The 19250-nt window shown below is 54.9% G+C and carries 18 protein-coding genes; 8 read left to right on the top strand and 10 right to left on the bottom strand.

Annotation, left to right across the window (positions count from 1 at the left end; all coding sequences use genetic code 11):
- Nucleotides 1–151: 151 nt before the first annotated feature.
- Nucleotides 152–1150 (top strand): UDP-glucose 4-epimerase GalE, encoded by a 999-nt coding sequence (galE, locus tag H6F75_RS22305; RefSeq protein ID WP_190754637.1) that lies wholly within the window; start codon nucleotides 152–154, stop codon nucleotides 1148–1150.
- 131 nt (nucleotides 1151–1281) lie between these two features.
- Here the strand turns inward: galE and H6F75_RS22300 are convergent, their stop codons facing one another.
- The 9 genes from H6F75_RS22300 to H6F75_RS22260 form a co-directional block, all read right to left on the bottom strand.
- Nucleotides 1282–2232 (bottom strand): F0F1 ATP synthase subunit gamma, encoded by a 951-nt coding sequence (locus H6F75_RS22300; RefSeq protein WP_190754636.1) that lies wholly within the window; start codon nucleotides 2230–2232, stop codon nucleotides 1282–1284.
- 69 nt (nucleotides 2233–2301) lie between these two features.
- Entirely contained in the window at nucleotides 2302–3819 is a 1518-nt protein-coding gene (gene atpA / locus H6F75_RS22295) for a F0F1 ATP synthase subunit alpha (protein WP_190518078.1), read from the bottom strand.
- 73 nt (nucleotides 3820–3892) lie between these two features.
- A complete protein-coding gene (atpH, locus tag H6F75_RS22290) occupies nucleotides 3893–4450 on the bottom strand; it encodes an ATP synthase F1 subunit delta (protein WP_190754635.1) in 558 nt (185 codons plus the stop codon).
- A 2-nt stretch (nucleotides 4451–4452) separates the two neighbouring features.
- Nucleotides 4453–4974 carry a F0F1 ATP synthase subunit B gene (locus H6F75_RS22285; RefSeq protein WP_190754634.1) on the bottom strand — a complete coding sequence of 174 codons (522 nt, stop codon included), beginning with the start codon at nucleotides 4972–4974 and terminating at the stop codon, nucleotides 4453–4455.
- A gap of 66 nt (nucleotides 4975–5040) precedes the next feature.
- Nucleotides 5041–5532, bottom strand: coding sequence for a F0F1 ATP synthase subunit B' (locus H6F75_RS22280; protein ID WP_190754633.1), 492 nt, complete (start codon nucleotides 5530–5532; stop codon nucleotides 5041–5043).
- Between the two features lie 114 nt (nucleotides 5533–5646).
- The gene (atpE, locus tag H6F75_RS22275; protein WP_190518068.1) at nucleotides 5647–5892 is read right to left on the bottom strand and encodes an ATP synthase F0 subunit C; all 246 of its coding nucleotides are present in this window, start codon (nucleotides 5890–5892) and stop codon (nucleotides 5647–5649) included.
- A 161-nt stretch (nucleotides 5893–6053) separates the two neighbouring features.
- Nucleotides 6054–6803 carry a F0F1 ATP synthase subunit A gene (gene atpB, locus H6F75_RS22270; RefSeq protein ID WP_190518066.1) on the bottom strand — a complete coding sequence of 250 codons (750 nt, stop codon included), beginning with the start codon at nucleotides 6801–6803 and terminating at the stop codon, nucleotides 6054–6056.
- A 70-nt stretch (nucleotides 6804–6873) separates the two neighbouring features.
- Nucleotides 6874–7359 carry an ATP synthase subunit I gene (locus H6F75_RS22265; RefSeq protein ID WP_347710692.1) on the bottom strand — a complete coding sequence of 162 codons (486 nt, stop codon included), beginning with the start codon at nucleotides 7357–7359 and terminating at the stop codon, nucleotides 6874–6876.
- Nucleotides 7360–7486: 127 nt separating this feature from the next.
- Nucleotides 7487–8701 (bottom strand): class I SAM-dependent methyltransferase, encoded by a 1215-nt coding sequence (locus H6F75_RS22260; RefSeq protein ID WP_190754632.1) that lies wholly within the window; start codon nucleotides 8699–8701, stop codon nucleotides 7487–7489.
- Between the two features lie 546 nt (nucleotides 8702–9247).
- On the opposite strand from H6F75_RS22260, the gene H6F75_RS22255 reads away from it, so the two are divergent.
- From H6F75_RS22255 to H6F75_RS22225, 7 genes are all read left to right on the top strand, one after another.
- Nucleotides 9248–12466, top strand: a complete 3219-nt coding sequence (locus H6F75_RS22255; protein ID WP_190754631.1) for a phycobilisome rod-core linker polypeptide — start codon at nucleotides 9248–9250, stop codon at nucleotides 12464–12466.
- 398 nt (nucleotides 12467–12864) lie between these two features.
- Nucleotides 12865–13350: an allophycocyanin subunit alpha gene (apcA, locus tag H6F75_RS22250; RefSeq protein ID WP_190754630.1), complete on the top strand. Its 486-nt coding sequence runs from the start codon at nucleotides 12865–12867 to the stop codon at nucleotides 13348–13350.
- Between the two features lie 64 nt (nucleotides 13351–13414).
- Nucleotides 13415–13900: an allophycocyanin subunit beta gene (gene apcB / locus H6F75_RS22245; RefSeq protein WP_073606651.1), complete on the top strand. Its 486-nt coding sequence runs from the start codon at nucleotides 13415–13417 to the stop codon at nucleotides 13898–13900.
- 253 nt (nucleotides 13901–14153) lie between these two features.
- Entirely contained in the window at nucleotides 14154–14357 is a 204-nt protein-coding gene (locus H6F75_RS22240; protein ID WP_073606652.1) for a phycobilisome linker polypeptide, read from the top strand.
- A gap of 235 nt (nucleotides 14358–14592) precedes the next feature.
- On the top strand, nucleotides 14593–15783 hold the full coding sequence (locus H6F75_RS22235) for an FtsW/RodA/SpoVE family cell cycle protein (RefSeq protein WP_190754629.1): 1191 nt from the start codon (nucleotides 14593–14595) through the stop codon (nucleotides 15781–15783).
- Nucleotides 15784–15883: 100 nt separating this feature from the next.
- The gene (locus H6F75_RS22230; protein ID WP_190754866.1) at nucleotides 15884–16627 is read left to right on the top strand and encodes a cytochrome c biogenesis protein CcdA; all 744 of its coding nucleotides are present in this window, start codon (nucleotides 15884–15886) and stop codon (nucleotides 16625–16627) included.
- 35 nt (nucleotides 16628–16662) lie between these two features.
- Nucleotides 16663–18045, top strand: coding sequence for a cytochrome c biogenesis protein (locus H6F75_RS22225; protein ID WP_190754628.1), 1383 nt, complete (start codon nucleotides 16663–16665; stop codon nucleotides 18043–18045).
- Here the strand turns inward: H6F75_RS22225 and H6F75_RS22220 are convergent.
- Nucleotides 18038–19165: a DUF1517 domain-containing protein gene (locus tag H6F75_RS22220; RefSeq protein ID WP_190754627.1), complete on the bottom strand. Its 1128-nt coding sequence runs from the start codon at nucleotides 19163–19165 to the stop codon at nucleotides 18038–18040. The genes H6F75_RS22225 and H6F75_RS22220 overlap by 8 nt on opposite strands.
- Nucleotides 19166–19250 lie beyond the last annotated feature (85 nt).

The following is a 19250-nucleotide window of genomic DNA, read 5'->3' as shown; positions in this document are numbered from 1 at the left end:
TCCATAAGAAGGTACCCTCCAAAGATGAAAAGTTAATGACCCAGGCTTAAAGCTAAGGCCTAGTATCGGGCCACACTTTAGAATGGCTTCAGCCGGAACACCCGATAACGCTAATGCCCTAGCGGCACCAAACACTTTAGAGAAATTTCCTATGACAACTGATCTAAAAACAATCTTGGTTACAGGAGGCGCTGGCTATATTGGCAGCCATACCGTCATGGCGCTCCAACAGGCCGGCTATAGAGTGCTGATTCTAGACAACCTGGTCTATGGTCATCGGGACTTGGTGGAGACGGCCTTAAAGGCTGAGCTAATTGTCGGCAGTACTCTGGACAAGGCACTGCTTAAAGATGTCTTTAGCCGCTATGACATTAGTGCAGTTATGCATTTCTCGGCCTACGCCTACGTAGGCGAGTCGGTAAGTGACCCTAGCAAATACTACGAAAACAACGTAGTTGGTACTCTATCGCTGCTCGATGCCATGGTGGAAGCGGGCGTCAAAACATTCGTGTTCTCGTCTACCTGCGCTACCTACGGTGTACCTCAGGAGATGCCAATCACTGAGACCCATCCCCAAAACCCTATCAATCCCTACGGCATGACTAAGCTGATGGTGGAGCGGATTTTGACCGACTACGATAAGGCCTACGATTTCAAGTCAGTACGGTTTCGCTACTTCAACGCCGCTGGTGCTCATCCCAACGGTCTGCTGGGCGAAGACCACAATCCTGAAACCCACCTGATTCCCCTGGTGCTGCAAACGGCATTGGGCAAGCGACCGTCGATCAGCGTTTTTGGTACCGACTACCCCACTCCCGATGGCACTTGCGTGCGCGATTATATTCACGTCTGCGATCTAGCCGACGCCCACATTCTGGGGTTGGAGTATCTGTTGAAGGGTGGTGAGAGCGCCGTCTTTAACCTTGGCAACGGCAGCGGTTTCTCGGTGCGAGAGGTGATCGACGCGGCAGTGCGGATCACTGGCAAGTCTATTCCGGTGGTCGAGGTGGAACGTCGCCCTGGCGATCCACCGGCGCTGGTCGGCAGCAGCGATCGCGCCCGCAGCATCTTGGGCTGGAACCCCCAGTACGTAGACATTGACACTATCCTGGCCCACGCCTGGGCCTGGCACCAAAAGCGCCACGGCTAAGGAAATCTCTGCCCCGGTGGCTGCGCGAAGTCGTTCACGCAGTATCGCCAGAGGCGCAAGCTACCGGGTGCACAAAAAAGGCCCGTCACAGTTTTGACGGGCCTAGAATCGTGAATGTAGGTTTTACTGACTTAGTTGAGGGAGTTAGCCCCAGCAACTACTTCCAGAATCTCCTGGGTGATGGCGGCCTGACGAGCTTTGTTATAGGTCAGGTTCAGAGTTTTGGCCAACTCCTTAGCGTTGTCGCTGGCGTTGTTCATGGCGGTCATCCGGGCCGCTAGTTCGCTAGCAGCAGACTCTTGCAGCGCTCGCAGAATTTGGTTGTTCAAGTACAGTGGCAGCAGAGCATCCAGAATTTGCACCGGATCTTGCTCGAAGATCATGTCCTGAGGAAACTCTGTTGGAGTTGGCCCTGCCATCCTCTCCCGCTCTACTTGAAAGACACCGCCTTTGGTGGTGAGCCGGAAAATCTCGTCGTCAGGTACCTCTAGCCCTTGGGGGTCAAGAGGCAACAGGGTCTGAATGACCGGGCGAGAACTAACTAGCGACACAAACCGGGTGTAAACCAGTTCAACCCGATCGACTTCGTCGGACAGAAATAGCGACAGCAGCTCATCAGCAATAGTTGAGGCTTCGGACGCGATGGGAATTTGCTCTAGCCCAGTAAAGCTGGCTTCGATAGGCTGATCGCGGCGCTTAAAGTACTGGCTGGCCTTGCGTCCCACCAGAATAAAGCGGTAGTTCAAGCCCTCAGCGGCTAGCTCCTGGGCGCGGATTTCCGCCTTGCGAATGACGTTGGTGTTGTAGCCGCCGCAGAGGCCGCGATCGCCGGAGATCACCAGCAGCGCTACGGTCTTTACCTCACGCTGCTTCAGCAGCGGCAGGTCGGCCTCTTCAAATCTGAGGCGGCTTTGCAGGCCGTAGAGCACCTGGGCCAGGCGATCGGCGAAGGGGCGGGTAGCAATCACCTGCTCCTGGGCACGGCGCACCTTAGCGGCTGCCACTAGGCGCATAGCCTCAGTGATCTTACGGGTATTTTTTACAGACTTAATGCGGTCTCGAATCGCTTTTAAGTTAGGCATAGTGGATCCCTAAGGGGTCGTCGAGAACCGGGGCATTGGCTCATGCAACACCCCGGCTAGAACAGGAGGTTAGACTGCCGCCAAAAAGGCTTGCTTGGTTTCAGCGATCGCTTCTTTGAGCAGGGTCTCGCTCTCGTCGCCAAGCTTCTTCTCGCTGCGAATCAGCTCCGCAAACCTGGGCTTGTTGTTGCGGATATAGTCACGCAGAGACTTCGAGAAGGCCACCACCTGCTCCACAGGCACCTCATCCATAAAGCCGTTAATACCGGCGTAGATAATCGCCACTTGCTCTTCCACCGGTAGGGGCGAGTACTGGGGCTGCTTCAGCAGTTCCCGCAGGCGCTGACCGCGTGCTAGCTGCTTTTGGGTAGCGGCATCTAAGTCAGAGGCAAACTGAGAGAAGGCCTGAAGTTCGTCGAACTGAGCCAGCTCCAGCTTCACCTTACCGGCTACCTGCTTCATGGCCTTGATCTGGGCCGCAGACCCTACCCGAGACACCGAAATACCGGCGTTGATTGCAGGGCGCAGACCTGAGTTAAACAGGTCAGAGGACAGGAAGATCTGACCGTCGGTAATCGAAATTACGTTGGTGGGAATGTAAGCTGATACGTCACCCGCTTGGGTCTCAATCACAGGTAGGGCGGTCATGCTGCCCTCACCCAGCTCGGGGCTGAGCTTAGCGGCCCGCTCTAGTAGGCGAGAGTGCAGGTAGAACACGTCGCCAGGGTAGGCTTCACGACCGGGCGGACGGCGCAGCAGCAGCGACATCTGGCGGTAGGCTTGGGCCTGCTTGGTCAAGTCATCGTAAATGATCAGAGTAGCTTTGCCCTTGTACATGAAGTACTCGGCTAGGCTGGCGCCAGTGTAGGGAGCCAGATACTGAAGCGGGGCGGGGTCGTTGGCGCTGGCGGTGACCACAATGGTGTAGTCAAGGGCACCGCGATCGCGCAGCACATCTACAATCTGAGCCACAGAAGAGGCCTTCTGACCGATCGCCACGTAGACGCAGACCACGTCCTCAGACTTCTGGTTGAGGATGGTGTCGATGGCGATCGCAGTCTTGCCAGTCTGACGGTCACCAATGATCAGCTCGCGCTGGCCCCGGCCGATGGGAATCATCGCGTCAATGGCGGTGATTCCGGTCTGCATCGGCTCATACACCGACTTCCGGGCAATGATGCCGGGAGCTGGAGACTCAATCAGGCGGGTTTCGGTGGTTTGGACATCGCCCTTGCCGTCAATGGGACGTCCCAAAGCATCTACCACGCGGCCCAGCATGGCCTCACCGACCGGAACCGACGCAATTTTGCCGGTAGCGGTAACAGCACTACCCTCGCGGATATTGACGCCGTCGCCCATGAGCACCGCGCCCACGTTGTCTTCTTCCAAGTTGAGAGCGATACCTACGGTACCGTCTTCAAACTCCAGCAGCTCGCCAGACATGGCGTTCTCGAGGCCGTAGATGCGGGCGATACCGTCGCCCACCTGCAGCACTGTACCCACATTGGAGACCTTGACCTCCTGGTTGTACTGCTCGATCTGCTGCTTAATAATGCTGCTAATTTCGTCAGGTCTGATACTAACCATAGGACTTGCTCTGGATAAACCTACATAAACACGAGACGTCAGAGAAACTGCCCAACCAGGGGGCAGGCTGTCGCTAAGCGGTTGTCGCTAGCTGCATGCCAATGCGGCGTAGCTGACCCCGCAGGCTGGCGTCAATCACCTGAGAGCCGACCTTGATGATCAATCCGCCAATTAGAGAGGGATCAACGGTTACGGATAGCTCAACACTGTTGGCACCGGTCATGGCCTTCACGCGATCGCGGATGGCATTCTGCTGATCGTCAGACAGCTCGACCGCCGCTGTAACATCGGCCAAGACCGTGTTGTTCCGCTCCCGCAGCAGGGCTTGGTACTGCTGAAGAATGGGCTTCAAGAACGCCACGCGGCTGCGGTCAACCAGCAGCAGCAAAAAACTCAGCAGAAAGCCGCTCACCTTGCCTTCTGCAACCTGGCGCAATACGCCCTTCTTGGCCTCGGCAGACATTAACGGGCTCATTAAAAAGCCGGTTAGCTCTTTGGAGCTGTCCAGCACCTCCAGCAGGTCAGCCACCTCGACACCCACCTGGTCAACCGCGTTGTTGTCGGCGGCAACCGACATCAGCGCCTTAGCGTAGGGGGCCGCAATTTCAGAATTCAGCGTTGTGTCGTTCATAGCTATTCTCCTTGGAGCAGGGCAATGCTGGAATCGACCAGTCGCCGCTGCAAGTCGTCATTTAACTGACCGGGTAGAGCGGCTTCACTGCGCTCAATGGCCAAGGCTGCAATCCGCTGCTGTAGCTCTCGCATCACCCGCGCCTCTTGGGAGGTTAGATCCTGGGCGGCGGTAGCCCGCATCCGCTCTACGTCAGTTTGAGACTGAGCCAAAATGGCCTCGCGAGTGCGCTCCGCCGTGGTCTGAGCCTCGGTCAAAATTTTCTTGGCTTCTGCCTGAGCCTGAGCCAGCTTTTGCTGCTGCTCTGCCAAAGCGGCGGCGGCTTCCTTCTTACGCTGCTCGGCCTCTGTGATTGCTGTAGTAATAGCCGATTGGCGAGTTGATAGGGTCTTCCCTAAAAACTTGCCGCCAAAGTAATACAGCACGCCAATAATAATGACCAGATTAATCAGGTTGGTTTCTAGGATATTGAAATCCACACCAAACCCACCTTCTTCCGCCGCTAATAACCAACCAATAGTCATATCCCTACTTTCCGTCAACGACGCGGGCAATTCCAGGGGTTAAATCACCCTGTCATCACCGATAGCTTAGGCCGCCAAAGAACCCAGCAGCTTGTCCAAAATCTGTTGGCTCAGCCCATCTACCTGTTGCTCCAGGGTAGCCATGGCCTGATTCTTCTGCTCATCTAGTTCCCGCTGCACCTGCTCTCGCTGGGCTTGAGCCTCTTGCTGAGCCGTAGCAACGGTTTGAGCCGCAATCTTTTGCGCTTCTTCCTGGGCTTCGGCAATCACCGTTTGGGCCTGCCGGCGGGTTTCGGCCAGTTCTTGCTGATACTGTTTGGCAATTTGCTCGGCTTTGGCCAAACGCTCTGCCGCATCAACTTGATTGGAACTAATGTAACCGTCGCGCTCGTCTAAGACTTTGCCCAAGGGCTTATAAAACAATACGTTGAGCGCTACCGCTAGCAGCACAAACTGTACGGCCATCAGCGGCAGAGTAGCATCCAGGTCAAAAAGACCACCGCCTTCCTCAACTGCCTCAGCGGTTTCAACCGCCAGTAACCAAACAAAATTCATCATTGTGGATATGCCCTTTCACTCGGCCCAGGGCCAGCACTACAAGGTGACATCGCGAATTTGAACTTCGACAGGCAGGGAAAAGTATTGAACCTTACCCTGCCCAGCGTTTCGAATTTACGAGAAGGGGTTGGCAAACAGCAGCACCAGAGCTACCACTAGACCGTAGATGGTCAGTGCTTCCATGAATGCCAAGCTCAGCAGCAGGGTGCCGCGAATCTTGCCTTCAGCCTCGGGTTGGCGAGCAATACCTTCTACCGCTTGACCAGCTGCATTACCTTGACCAATACCAGGGCCGATAGCTGCCAGACCAACGGCTAGAGCAGCTGCAATTACGGAAGCGGCAGCGATAATAGGATCCATGTCTTTACCTCGATTTGGAGAATCAACAACTCGTTAAACAGGTCGTAGACAACGCTCGATAGGCGTTTCTTATACTGCGGCCCTAAGACCACGTCGGCTGGCAGCACCTGCCCTACCAGCCAATATCAAACTGAATGCCCCCAAGAGGAAATCATTGAGGGTCATCCATGCTCTTCACCACCATGCCCCTCGATCGCCTCGCCGATGTAGGCCGCTGCCAGGGTTGCAAAGATCAGCGCCTGAATGGCACTGGTAAACAAACCCAAGACCATCACTGGTAGCGGTACGAAGAGAGGCACCAGCAGGACCAGCACAGCGACCACCAGCTCATCGGCCAGGATGTTTCCAAACAGACGGAAACTTAGGGAGAGGGGCTTGGTGAAATCTTCCAAAATGTTGATGGGCAGCAGAATGGGAGTGGGTTCGATGTACTTGGCAAAGTACCCCAGCCCGCGATTGCTAAACCCAGCATAAAAGTAAGCTAAGGACGTCAACAGCGCCAGGGCGACGGTGGTGTTGATGTCGTTAGTTGGAGCGGCCAACTCACCTGACGGCAGATGAATTAACTTCCAGGGAATCAGCGCCCCCGACCAGTTAGAGACAAAGATAAACAGGAACAGAGTGCCCACAAAGGGAACCCAGGGCCGGTACTCTTTTTCACCGATCTGGTTTTTGGCTAGGTCGCGGATAAACTCCAGAGCGTACTCCATAAAGTTCTGGAGGCCGGAAGGTACCCGCTGAATGTTGCGGGTGGCCAAAAATGAAACCAACAGCAGAGCGCCGATCACAAACCAGGAGGTCAAAAAGACCTGGCCGTGAAGTTTTAGGCCACCGAGCTGCCAGTACAAATGCTGGCCAACCTCTAGCTTTGCCAGGACTAAGGGATGAATCATTAGCATATTGAGCGCCATCTCTTAAATCGACTTCTCCTTAAGACCTGCCAGGAAAAAGCATGCTATGCTTGGGAACCACCGATCTAGGTTAACCAGACGCCTGGGAAGACCCTGATGATGATTTTGGCAGCACCGCAGTCCAGAGGGTGTAAGCAATTAACGCCCCCTTGTAGGTCAAGAACCCGAGAAAAACGGGAACGACTTCAAGCTGCTGCCACTCAGTAGCCACTAAAACCAGACCAACCACAAGGGCCAGTCGGCCGCTGCCTAGCCTTGAGCTTCCGCGCCCAATGTTGGCCACGCTTTTTGCCAACATCCTCAAGTAAACCACACCGCCGCACGCTCCTATTAAATAATTCAGAGCAATTGGTAGAGAGTAGGCTAACCAGACGCTAAAAAAGATCACGCCAGTAAATGCCAGGGTGGTCAGCAGCAGATTTTGCTGAAGCTGGTAGTACTCTTCCATCGCTGTCGTTGAAGCCGGAGGGAGACTTTGACCGTCGGTTTGACCGGGGTCTACCTCTGCCTCGACCTGATCGACAGGGTCAGTGGGTTCGGAGGGCAATGGGGCCACAAAAGCGCCTAATCCTTAGCCGTTAAAGGGTTTTGCCTGCCTGAACAGGCCGCATATGATCATATCACGGCAATAATACTTAATAGACACTTCTCAAAAGTAAATCCGTGGTCTTCGGCTTATCTGATCAAGTCTGCTGGGATGGCTCTAGTAAAATCAGCTGCCTCTGCTGCATTTGCCGTACTGCTTCAAGACTTGCCCCGCTTTGGGATAGAAGATCGGCGACGCTGGCTTGAGGAGACGGTTTTTGACCATCGCAGGCCTGCAAAAACTCAAATTCCTGTGGCTCTAAAGAAACGATTTGGTAGTTGTGGTCGAAAATGCTTTGGCTGGGCCAGCCTTCCATGCAGGGATTGCGGGTGGGAATGGCGGACAGCAGAGCAGCGTCCTCGTCCCAGCTGAATTGTGGGTAGGGAGGACGCGCTAGGAACCACTCGAAGTGAGTGATCTCAGGATCTAGTAGTTCTACTAGGCGATACTGATCTTTCTCCGGCAGCTGTTTGGCGCGATCGAGCAGCGCTGGGTCTGATGCCAGCAGGCGATCGAGCTGCCACACCTGAGGGTTAGAAAAGCCAATGAATTCTAGGCCTGAGGCGTCGATGAGCTCAAAGAGGCTATCCAGGGTGTAATCAATTTCCTGCGGGTGGACGTACATGTCAGCAAAGCATTCGTCGCGGTGGTTTTCCATGGCCCAGCGATCGCGCTCTCGTTGCTTGAGCCGATTTCCCTCGGGTAGGCTGGCGAAGATCTGTCGCCCCACCTGTACGCCGTCGCGGTAGTCGCCGCGCTGGCTGCCTTGAACCAGGGCGATCGCCCGCTGCATGAGCGAGATTTCTGTCCGACCTATAGCGGCGTACACAAATAGATGGATAAAGCCACCGGGGGCCAGCTTGGTAGCTAGAGCCTGTAGCCCTTTTAGCGGGTCGGGCATATGGTGGATGACGCCAACACAGTTAATCCAGTCGAACTCGCCTTCGATTTGATCGACGTCGTAGATGCTGAGCTGGCGAAACTGAACATTGGTGGCACCTGATCGGCGACAGCGCTCTGTGGCAGTGGCGATCGCCTTCTCGCTTAAGTCAATCCCCAGCACCTCAGCCTTTGGGTTGAGGTGACTAATATATTCAGTACTCACCCCGGTGCCGCAGCCGGCATCCAGTACCCGTACAGATTCTTTGGCAGGGACTGCCCCTGTACAAAAGCTGTGTACTGTGGGCCAGTACCATCGCCAGTTGTAGCCTGGCGGCGCCTCGTCGAGAATTGGCTCAGGTGGAAAGGGATAAGTATTGTAGAGGCGAGCTACCGCATCGCTAACGGTTTGGGTTTTTGTTGGGTTGTCCATAGCTAATCTGTCAGCTCAAGTTATCTATTAATAAAAACAGTTGCCGCGTTCAACCCAATAGCAAGGCTGATTCAATCAAACTTGCATCCACAGATCAAGCTGTGTCCTACACCTTTAGCGCTACAGCCTGTTGCGGAGTCAAACCTTCAACAAAAGCGGATTGAAAGCCTTGGGGCCTCCAGCTTTATCACGAAACGTTACAAAACTTATCTGCCTTCTCAGGGTGCAGTGACCATCATCTATGATGACCAAAGGCATTTAGCTGGCTGGATGTTACACAGTTTTTAATAATCTGTGTTGCTGTCCTGAAACGGTTTAATCTGATTCCAGGTTCAGCAAACAGCCCGCCATCCATAGATACCGCATTCAGTGCCCTGCTTGAATGCGGAGCAGGTGAGGTTAACAACGCTTTACCTTCAAGTGGGTTCAGTGATTTTACGCTGGTTCAGGGAGTCCTGAGCGTTGCCTAGTCCTACGCCCTTCGACCCGATTGATAGATTCTTTTTTGATGCCGTCATTGTCCGCATAGGGAGCCTTTGAAAACGCATGAGTGTTAAAGCAAGTGGTGGAAGTGCACCGGCGCGGCCCCAGCTCTACCAAACTCTGCCGGTGGCCACGATTTCCCAGGCCGAGCAGCAAGACCGCTACATGGGCCGGGGAGAGCTAGATGAGCTATCAGGCTTTTTTGGTTCTGGTCTTAAGCGGGTTCAGATTGCCGAAACCTTGACCCGTTACTCCGAATTGATTGTCTCCCAGGCGGCCAACCGCATCTTTACCGGAGGGTCTCCTCTGGCCTACCTGGAGCGAGTCGATAGCGAATCACCCGTTGAAAAAACTCGGGCTGGCACCGTTTTAGACGAAACAGAAGCTTCTCGGCTGGGTACCTCGACCTTTATCGAGAGCAGCAGTGGTGGGCTGTTTCAAAACCTGTTCAACTCTACCCCCACGGGACCTGTGCCCGCCGGGTTTCGTCCCATTAGTGTGTCTCGCTATGGCCCCAGCAACATGCAGAAGTCTCTGCGTGATATGAGCTGGTTTCTGCGCTACGTGACCTACGCCATTGTGGCGGGCGACCCCAACATTATTGCGGTCAACGTACGTGGCCTCCGCGAAATTATCGAAAATGCCTGTTCTTCGGCGGCAACGATTGTCGCTATTCAAACCATGAAGGCAGGGTCTTTACGCTACCTAAATGGCGATCCTGAAGCTCAAGCTATTGTCGAGCAGTATTTTGGAGTGCTGCTGAGCGAGTTTAAAGCACCTACCCCGTCAAACAAGGTGCGACAGCGCTCTTCTAGCGATCTGCAAGGTCTACAGCTACCTCAGATCTATTTCAACGCTGCTGAGCGTCGGCCCAAGTACGCCATGAAGCCAGGGCTATCGGCGGGCGAAAAGAACGATGTCGTGAAGGCTGCGTACCGTCAGATCTTCGAGCGCGATATCACTCGGGCTTACTCGCTGTCGGTCTCTGATCTGGAGTCGAAGGTAAAGAACGGCGAAATCTCCATGAAGGAGTTCGTGCGTCGCCTGGCTAAGTCGCCTCTGTATCGTAAGAATTTCTACGACCCCTACATCAACAGCCGCGCCCTTGAACTGGCTTTCCGCCATATCCTTGGCCGCGCACCTAGCTCCCGCGAAGAAGTGCGCGACTACTTCTCCATTGTGTCTAGCGGTGGTCTGGCAGCTCTAATTGACGCTCTAGTCGACTCTAAAGAGTACTCTGACTACTTTGGGGAAGAGACAGTACCCTACCTGCGCGGTCTGGGGCAAGAAGCCCAAGAGTGCCGCAACTGGGGTCCTCAGTTTGACCTGTTTAACTACAGCGCTCCCTTTCGCAAAAAGCCGCAGTTCATTACGCTATTTGCGGCCTACGAGCAGCCTCTGCCCGATCAGCACCCCTACGGTTCTGGTAACGATCCGCTGGAGATCCAGTTTGGGGCGATCTTCCCGAAAGAGACTCGCGATGTTAGCGCCACTCCGGCCTTCTTTAACAAAGATACCCGCCGCATTTTGATTCACCGTGGCCCCGGCATCAACAATCAGTTGAGCAATCCTGCGGCTCGGCCTGAAAACCCTGGTTCTCTCGGGGCTAAGGTGTTCAAGCTGGATCAAGTTCCCAGAACCGGTAACACCCAGAACAGCGTACGCTACTCCGAAAGCTCGACTCAGGCGATTATCAGCGCGGCTTACCGTCAGGTGTTTGGCCGTGAGGTGTACTCGGGCCAGCGCTCTAAGGTCGCTGAGATCAAGCTGGAAAACGGCGAAATCTCGATGAAGGAGTTCATTCGGGCGATCGCCAAATCTGAGGCGTTCCGCAAGACCTATTGGTCATCGCTGTACGTGATGAAGGCAGTGGAGTACATTCACCGTCGCCTGCTGGGTCGCCCCACCTATGGCCGTAAGGAAACCAACGCCTACTTCGACATCTGCGCCAAGAAAGGCTTCTATGCTCTGGTTGACTCGATTATCGAGAGCCAGGAATATGCCGAGGCCTTTGGAGAAGATACTGTACCCTATGAGCGCTATGTGACTCCCAAGGGTCTGGCTCTACGCAGCATGCGAGCTGGTTCTCTGGCCGAGAAAGGTATGGTACCTGTGGCCGATACCAGCATTCCTCGCTTTGTGGAACTGGGTACAGTCACTGAGGACCGTGCCATTCCTGAGGTGCAGCGCCGTCTAAACCAAGGTGTGAACCGCCAGCGTCAGCAGACCAAGGTGTTCAAGCTCACCTCTCTGGCCGATAAGCCTAACCTCAAGCTGGTTACCGCTGCTGCCTACCGGCAAATCTTCGAGCGAGACATTGCTCCATATATTGTTAAGAGCGAGTTCACCGCTCTGGAGAGCAAGCTGGGCAACGGCGAAATCAGCATGAAGGAGTTCATTGAGGGGTTAGGCACCTCAACTCTATATATCAAAGAGTTCTACGCGCCCTATCCCAATACCCAAGTGATTGAGTTTGGTACCAAGCACTTCTTGGGTCGTGCCCCGCAGGATCAGGCAGAAATTCGCAAGTACAACCAGGTGTTGGCTAGCGAGGGCATTCGTGGGTTTATTCGCTCGATGCTCAACACTCCTGAGTATGCCGAAAGCTTTGGGGAAGATACCGTGCCCTATCGCCGCTATCCCACTCTGCCTGCGGCCAACTTCCCCAATACGGAGAAGCTGTACAACCGGCTTACCAAGCAAAATCGCGATCTCATCGTGCCTAGTTTTGCTAGTGCCCAAAACACTGTCAATGTGGCTGATATGCCCTTGATGGCTGATGCGGTAGCCTCCCAAGCTGCCAATGCTGCGGAGCTGGCCGCAACGGTAGGTCGTTCCTCCGTGGAGGCTGACGTAGTTGTCGTTGCTCCGACGACGCGGCTCTATCGTCTACAGCCCGGGGCTAGCCCTGAGCAGGTAGATCAGGTGCTCACCGCTGTTTACCGTCAGGTGATGGTGCTGCCTGAGGGAGAGATCCCAACTGATTGGCGATTGACTGAGGCTGAGGCGTTGGTGAAGAGCGATCGCATTACCCTGCGAGAGTTCATTCGTCAGCTAATTCAAACTCCTGCCTATCAGTCCCGATTCGTCGCTGCATACCCAGCACCTAAGCTCGTGACCATTATGGGCCGTCAATTGCTAGGGCGGAACTTAGAGGATGCCACCGAGTACAGTGCTATTGCAGCCCAACAGGGCGCTATGGCTGTTGCCGAAGCCATGCTCAGCTCGGCTGAGTACCTGCGCTACTTTGGTGAGCAAGGGGTACCCTACCGTCGCGTCTAAGCCGTGATCAACAGATGGGTGTGGTCTAAATCATCCCCATCTGTTGACCTCACAACCTGCTAATTAGCATTTTTTGGCAAAGATATTGTCTCGCCAATAGCCTTTATTAGCTCTGTTACGAAATATTAAAACCGGATGCTAAATTGCACCCGGTTTATAGTTTTTTGAGGATTTAAGGTTTTCCTTAAGCCTCTACAGTGGCTTTGCTGTCTGGCCTTGGAGAAACTGAGGGAAACTGTTACAAAATATTTCGCGGCTTTGAAGAAGGCTTACGCAATACCGGACAATTAATCGGGAAGGCTGCCAGAACTGAGGTTCTTTAATAGAGTTGGCTCTGGCTCCGCACCCTTAAATGCCAGTTTCATACATCTGGTCATACTTTTCGGAGGAATCCATCAATGAGTATTGTCACGAAGTCAATCGTGAATGCCGATGCTGAGGCCCGTTACCTTAGCCCCGGTGAGCTAGATCGCATCAAGGGCTTTGTCACCTCCGGTGAGCGTCGCCTGCGGATCGCTCAGGTGCTAACCGAATCCCGCGAGCGCATCGTTAAGGAAGCTGGTAATCAGCTGTTCCAAAAGCGTCCTGACGTTGTTTCTCCCGGTGGCAACGCCTACGGCGAAGAGATGACCGCTACTTGCCTGCGCGACATGGATTACTACCTGCGTCTCATCACCTACGGTGTGGTCGCTGGTGATGTTACCCCCATCGAAGAAATCGGTCTGGTGGGTGTGCGTGAAATGTACAACTCCCTGGGCACCCCCATTCCTGCTGTGGCTGAGTCCGTGCGCTCCATGAAGGCTGTCGCAACCGGTCTGCTGTCCAGCGAAGATGCTGCTGAAGCCGCATCCTACTTCGACTATGTTGTCGGCGCCATGCAGTAGTCGCAGCTGCGCTACTCCGTCGATTCGTTGTTGAGATTACGTCAGTTCTAAGGAAGCTTCACCAATGCAAGACGCAATTACCTCTGTTATCAACTCTTCCGACGTGCAGGGCAAGTACCTGGACGGTTCCGCCCTCGACAAGCTAAAGGCTTACTTCCAAACCGGTGAGCTGCGCGTTCGTGCCGCTAGCACCATCAGCGCCAATGCTGCTGAAATCGTGAAAGAAGCCGTGGCTAAGTCCCTGCTGTACTCCGATATCACCCGTCCCGGCGGCAACATGTATACCACCCGTCGCTATGCAGCTTGCATCCGCGACCTTGACTACTACCTGCGCTACGCCACCTACGCCATGCTGGCTGGGGACCCCTCCATCCTGGATGAGCGTGTGCTCAATGGCCTCAAGGAGACCTACAACTCCCTGGGTGTACCCATCGGCGCCACCGTTAACTCCATCCAAGCCATGAAAGAAGTGACCGCTAGCCTAGTGGGTGCTGATGCTGGTAAGGAAATGGGCGTTTACTTCGACTACATCTCCTCTGGCTTGAGCTAGTCTCTAGGCTCATCCATTGCGCTTTGGCCGCAGGCCAGAGCGAACCTAGGCCAGAGTCAGGGGCGAGTGTTGAGGACACTAGGTTGTGCTGTATTGTCTTCCTGCTGTCCATAGCATTGGCTTTCGACTCTGGCTTTTCAGCGTTCATACCAAGTCCAGCTTGGAAGCTGTGTTTTCCTAACGGTAAAACTTCATTTTTGGACTTGGCTTTGGTTTACATCTGTCCAGTGATATAGCAGGAGAGTTTTCGGCCATGCGCATGTTTAAGATCACCGCTTGCGTTCCCAGTCAAACCAGGATTCGTACCCAGCGGGAGCTGCAAAATACGTTCTTTACCAAGCTGGTACCCTACGAGAACTGGTTCAAAGAGCAGCAGCGCATTCAAAAAATGGGCGGCAAAATCGTTAAGGTTGAGCTGGCTACTGGTCGGCAGGGTGCCAATACCGGTTTGCTCTAATACGCCTACTTCAGCAAAGCGTCTGATAAAAATTTTACTGCTTTTTTTCATGCTGCGATACGTGCAGGGTCGGCCTAGGGGTCAGCCCTGCCGTTGTGTTTTTAGGGGTATTTTGATGTCTTTAGGACATGCTCCACAAACTCGAAAACATACTCAAAATCTTGAGCGGCTTTCGAGTCCCTCAGCTATACTGAGCCCTTGAAAGATTTGGCCCTTAGGCACGTGGGGTAGTAGGGTGAACATTGCTCAGTTGGTTCCATGGATTGACCCCACAGTAGGCCAGTGGTCAGCGGAAGCGCGCTGGCTGCGTTGGTTGACCTTTGTCTGGCTGGGCAGCGGTCTACTGATATTGTTTTCAGCGTCCTATGCAGTGTCCGTGACGGAGCATGGCTATGGGCTGCACTATGTGATGGTGCAACTGCTGTGGGTAGCAATTGGTTTGGTAATTTTTAACCGGATCGTTCATACCTCTCTGGATCGGCTCATTCAGGGTTCGGGTATTGTGCTGCTGGTGCTGGTCGGTTTGGTAAGCCTAACGTTGGTGCCTTCCCTAGGGGTAACGGTGAATGGGGCTACTCGCTGGCTGCCTTTGGGCCCGTTTATGATTCAGCCTTCCGAACTGCTCAAGCCCTGCTTGGTGTTACAGGGGGCACGACTGTTTGGGCGGTGGCCACAGCTTACCTGGCCATCCCGGTTAACCTGGTTGGGCATTTTTGTCGCTATTTTGGCGCTGATTTTGTTGCAGCCCAACTTGAGTACAGCGGCTATTTGCGGTTTAACGCTTTGGCTAATTGCTCTGGCGGCGGGGCTGCCCTATCTGTATCTGCTGCTAACGGCGGGAGGGGGGCTGCTGACTGCGACGGTGAGTGTCAGCCTCAAGACTTATCAGCGCCAGCGAATAGTCTCGTTTTTGGACCCCTGGGCCGATCCGGGCAATCAAGGGTATCAGCTAGTGCAGAGCCTGTTAGCTGTTGGCTCTGGCGGGTTTTGGGGCCAGGGTTTTGGGCTGTCTCAGCAAAAGCTGTACTCGTTACCTATTCAATACACTGACTTTATTTTTTCGGTGTTTGCCGAGGAGTTTGGCTTTGTGGGTTGCTTAGTGTTGCTGACGGTTTTAGGCGTTTACGCTTCCTTGGCCCTGTTGGTAGCGCTCCGCCTGAAGCAACCCCTGCACCGTCTGGTAGCGGTAGGTGCGATGGTGCTACTAGTGGGGCAAGCGCTGCTAAATATGGGTGTGGCTACAGGGCTTTTGCCGACGACAGGACTGCCCTTTCCACTGCTGAGCTACGGCGGTAGCTCGATGGTAGCTAGTTTGGCAACGGCGGCGCTGTTAGTGCGGGCGGCACGGGAGATTAATTTGGATATGCCAGTACCTTTGCGGCGACGATGGTTTAAGACGGGCCCTCAGGAGTCTCTGCCCCTGTGAGTACTGGGTGGCAGCAGTACGCTTTCTTGACGCAAAAATCTGAGAGCGGGTTGCAGGATTGTTACAATAGTGAGTGCCTTTGCGTCTCACTACCTCGCTGATGTTTGAGAGCCTGCAAATTTATCTATACGAGATTGCCCAGTGGGCCAATCAACTGGTGAGTGAACAGCTCACTCAGGTGTCTTGGATGAGCCTATCAGTGGTAGGGCTGGCGGGGCTTTTAACCAGCCTATCTCCTTGTCTGCTATCGATGCTGCCGATTATGGTGGGCTATATGGGCGGCTATGAGGAAGGTAATCGAGGTGGTGCGATCGCGCGATCGCTCTCCTTTGCCCTTGGCCTTGCTACTACCCTGGCTCTGTTGGGCTTGATTGCCGGGCTTTTTGGTTATGTCTACGGTCAGGTGGCTTGGGGGCTACCAATTGCGGTGAGCCTGGTGGCGATCGTGATGGGGCTCAATCTGTTGGGAGTCATTCCCTTGGCCTTACCCGCTGGGGTTGGTCCCACCTTTGAAAATTTGAACTTCCCCCCCTGGCTGCGGGCCTATGCTCTGGGTCTCACCTTTGGCATTGTGGCGTCGCCCTGCAGCACCCCAGTGCTCGCTACCCTCCTAGCCTGGATTTCAACTACGAAAGATCCGGTGCTGGGCGGTGCTCTGCTGCTAGCCTACGCCGTGGGTTATGTAACGCCACTGGTGCTGGCTGGCACCTTCACCGCCTCTCTCAAGCGACTGCTGGATTTGCGTCAGTGGTCGAGCTGGGTGACTCCGGCAAGCGGCGCTCTACTGCTGGGCTTCGGAGTATTTTCGCTGCTGTCTCGGCTACTGCCAACCAGTTTGGTGTAATTGTCTGAATACGTCATCCGTTTCTGAGGGATACTATGGCCCCGTCTGAAGCTCCTCAACCGACTCTTTGGGACGGGGTGCGCGACTACTTTAGACAAGATCTGCTGCCGCTGCTGGCAGATTTGCGGTTGGCAATTGTGCTGCTGTTGGCGATCGCGGCTTTCAGCATCAGCGGCACAGTTATCGAGCAGGGCCAAACCCTGGAGTTTTACCAGACCAACTATCCCCAAGATCCGGCCCTGTTTGGATTCTTGAGCTGGAAGGTGATTCTCACCCTGGGGTTAGATCACGTCTACCGCACCTGGTGGTTTTTGGCGCTGCTAATTGTGTTTGGCGCTAGCCTGACCGCCTGCACCTTTACTCGCCAGTTCCCGGCTCTGGGGGCGGCTCAAAAGTGGAAGTACTATACTCAGCCCCGTCAGTTTCAAAAGCTGGCTCTGAGTGCTGAGCTGTCTGAGACCGATCTAGCCTCCCTATCGAGGAGATTGAACCAACGACGCTATCGGGTGTTTCAGGACGGCAACCAGCTCTACGGACGCAAGGGCATTGTGGGCCGCATTGGCCCCATTGTGGTTCACGCCAGCATGCTGCTGATTTTGGCGGGGGCTATTTTAGGAGCTATGACCGGCTTTTTTGCCCAGGAGATCGTGCCCAGCGGCGAGACCTTTCAAATTCGCAATATTTTTGATGCCGGCCCTTGGGCTGAGGCTCAGATTCCTAAAGACTGGTCGGTGCGGGTGAACCGATTTTGGATTGACTACAGTCCTGAAGGCAATATCGATCAGTTCTATTCTGATCTGTCCGTGCTAGATCGAGCGGGAGATGAAATCGATCGCAAGACCATCTTTGTCAATCAACCCCTGCGCCACAAGGGCGTGACTTTATACCAAGCCGACTGGGGCGTGGCGGCGGTTCAGGTAAAGCTCAACAACAGTCCGGTGCTGCAGCTACCGATGCAGCAGCTTGAAAACGATGGCCCGCGCTTTTGGGGTACCTGGCTACCGACGAAACCCGATATGAGCGAAGGCGTGACTTTGCTGGCCAGCGATCTTCAAGGTTCTGTGCTGATCTATGATAACGCCGGACAGCTCATCTCCACCGTACGTAAAGGCATGGCGGCAGAGGTAAATGGCGTTAGGCTTTCGCTGGTGGATGTAGTGGGTAGCACAGGCCTGCAAATCAAGGCTGATCCGGGCATTCCTCTGGTTTATGGGGGGTTTGGCCTGCTGATGCTGGGGGTGATCATGAGCTACGTGTCGCACTCTCAGGTGTGGGCACTGGCGCAGGAGGGCACGGTGTATGTGGGTGGCAGAACGAACCGCGCCCAGGTAGCCTTTGAGCGCGAGCTACTCGCCCTGCTGGAAGCTGTCTCTGCCGATGCTAACGAGGCCGAACTGGCTGAAGCTTCAGTTAGCTGATTTGGGTGAGGTCGGGGTAGGCAGCAAGCATTTCGTCATAGCTGAGGCTATCGCTGGCCGCTTGCGGTGCCCAGAGCAGTTCATAGACCAGCAGATAGTCGGGCGTGACGCCGCCGAGCCGTCTCAGAGCTGCCTGTAGATCGCTGGCAGAATGGATCGGCTGAGTGATCAGGGGTTGATCGTCGGCTGTGCCCACAATTAGCGTTACCACGATGTAGGCGGCCGGGTCCGCGTCAGGCTTGGGCTGATAGGTTTGGCGGCTGACTTGACCGCCGACGTTGACTAGGGTTTCGCGGCTAAATTTGCTGCGCTCGGTGACGGAGAGCTGCTCAAAAACCTGGGACGCCTGGGCGCGGGAGCGAACGGTTTGGTCGGTAACCTTGGCATGGGACCAATATTCGGGCGATCGCAGCAGGGCCAGCGCCGTCTCTTGCAGCAGCCGATTTAACCCAGGCTTGGTGTCAATATCGCTGCGAGCGGCGATGGTCTCTAGCTCGGTCTGGAGCTCGCGGGCCTGGGAGAGCAGCGCCACCTGGAGCTGAGTTATGGTGACGACATCGTTGGTCAGCTCGTTGCCGCTGTTCACAACCTGGATGCCTTGGCCAGATCTATTGACCCCCAACCGCATCAAATTTGTAATCAAAGGTAGGACCGTGAAACCGAGCACCGCCAGCAGAAACAACAGGCCGACATCGCCGCCGATCGCAATGCCGCCACCGGGGTAGCTGCCCACGTAGCCCCCGGGGTAACCACCCACATAGCCGCCAGGTATGGGCACAATCACTGGACCGCCGCTGGGGTACGAGGGATAGCCGCCACCATAGCCTGGGCCGCCATAGCTTGGACCTCCCGCAGGAGGCAATGCACCACCGCCTCCCGAAAAACCTCCCCCAGGTGAGCCGCTGCCGGAAGGACTGTCAAAGCCACCGCCGCGAGCCCGGCCGCCCGATACTCCTTGGGGGGTGGTGTCGGTAGATAATAGCCCTTGGGCATCGGTAAGGCGGGCTGTTTCGTTGCGCCGCTCAACAAAAAATCCCAGGCAGCTCAGGGTCAGCATCAGCACAATCAGGCAATAAACATTGCGGCTGTGGTGATTGGGCGAGCGCGGAGGGGTAGCCATGATCCTTCTCCTGAGCGAGCTAGGGGAGGTGGTACTGTGCAAAAACTGTGGAACAAACCGACGCTAAGGCTAGCCTAACCGGCAA

It is taken from the genome of Nodosilinea sp. FACHB-131 (assembly GCF_014695395.1).
Taxonomy (GTDB): domain Bacteria; phylum Cyanobacteriota; class Cyanobacteriia; order Phormidesmidales; family Phormidesmidaceae; genus Nodosilinea.
The sequence above is the reverse complement of the archived record's forward strand: the minus strand, read 5'-3'. Positions and strand labels throughout refer to the sequence as shown.

Bases quoted from the DNA above. Each gene is read 5' to 3' on its own strand.
- apcA (WP_190754630.1), top strand. From the start codon at position 12,865: ATGAGTATTGTCACGAAGTCAATCGTGAATGCCGATGCTGAGGCCCGT.
- H6F75_RS22230 (WP_190754866.1), top strand. From the start codon at position 15,884: ATGTTTGAGAGCCTGCAAATTTATCTATACGAGATTGCCCAGTGGGCC.
- H6F75_RS22255 (WP_190754631.1), top strand. From the start codon at position 9,248: ATGAGTGTTAAAGCAAGTGGTGGAAGTGCACCGGCGCGGCCCCAGCTC.
- H6F75_RS22280 (WP_190754633.1), bottom strand. From the start codon at position 5,532: ATGATGAATTTTGTTTGGTTACTGGCGGTTGAAACCGCTGAGGCAGTT.
- galE (WP_190754637.1), top strand. From the start codon at position 152: ATGACAACTGATCTAAAAACAATCTTGGTTACAGGAGGCGCTGGCTAT.
- atpB (WP_190518066.1), bottom strand. From the start codon at position 6,803: ATGGCGCTCAATATGCTAATGATTCATCCCTTAGTCCTGGCAAAGCTA.
- H6F75_RS22285 (WP_190754634.1), bottom strand. From the start codon at position 4,974: ATGACTATTGGTTGGTTATTAGCGGCGGAAGAAGGTGGGTTTGGTGTG.
- H6F75_RS22220 (WP_190754627.1), bottom strand. From the start codon at position 19,165: ATGGCTACCCCTCCGCGCTCGCCCAATCACCACAGCCGCAATGTTTAT.
- atpH (WP_190754635.1), bottom strand. From the start codon at position 4,450: ATGAACGACACAACGCTGAATTCTGAAATTGCGGCCCCCTACGCTAAG.
- atpE (WP_190518068.1), bottom strand. From the start codon at position 5,892: ATGGATCCTATTATCGCTGCCGCTTCCGTAATTGCAGCTGCTCTAGCC.
- H6F75_RS22240 (WP_073606652.1), top strand. From the start codon at position 14,154: ATGCGCATGTTTAAGATCACCGCTTGCGTTCCCAGTCAAACCAGGATT.
- atpA (WP_190518078.1), bottom strand. From the start codon at position 3,819: ATGGTTAGTATCAGACCTGACGAAATTAGCAGCATTATTAAGCAGCAG.
- apcB (WP_073606651.1), top strand. From the start codon at position 13,415: ATGCAAGACGCAATTACCTCTGTTATCAACTCTTCCGACGTGCAGGGC.
- H6F75_RS22300 (WP_190754636.1), bottom strand. From the start codon at position 2,232: ATGCCTAACTTAAAAGCGATTCGAGACCGCATTAAGTCTGTAAAAAAT.
- H6F75_RS22260 (WP_190754632.1), bottom strand. From the start codon at position 8,701: ATGGACAACCCAACAAAAACCCAAACCGTTAGCGATGCGGTAGCTCGC.
- H6F75_RS22225 (WP_190754628.1), top strand. From the start codon at position 16,663: ATGGCCCCGTCTGAAGCTCCTCAACCGACTCTTTGGGACGGGGTGCGC.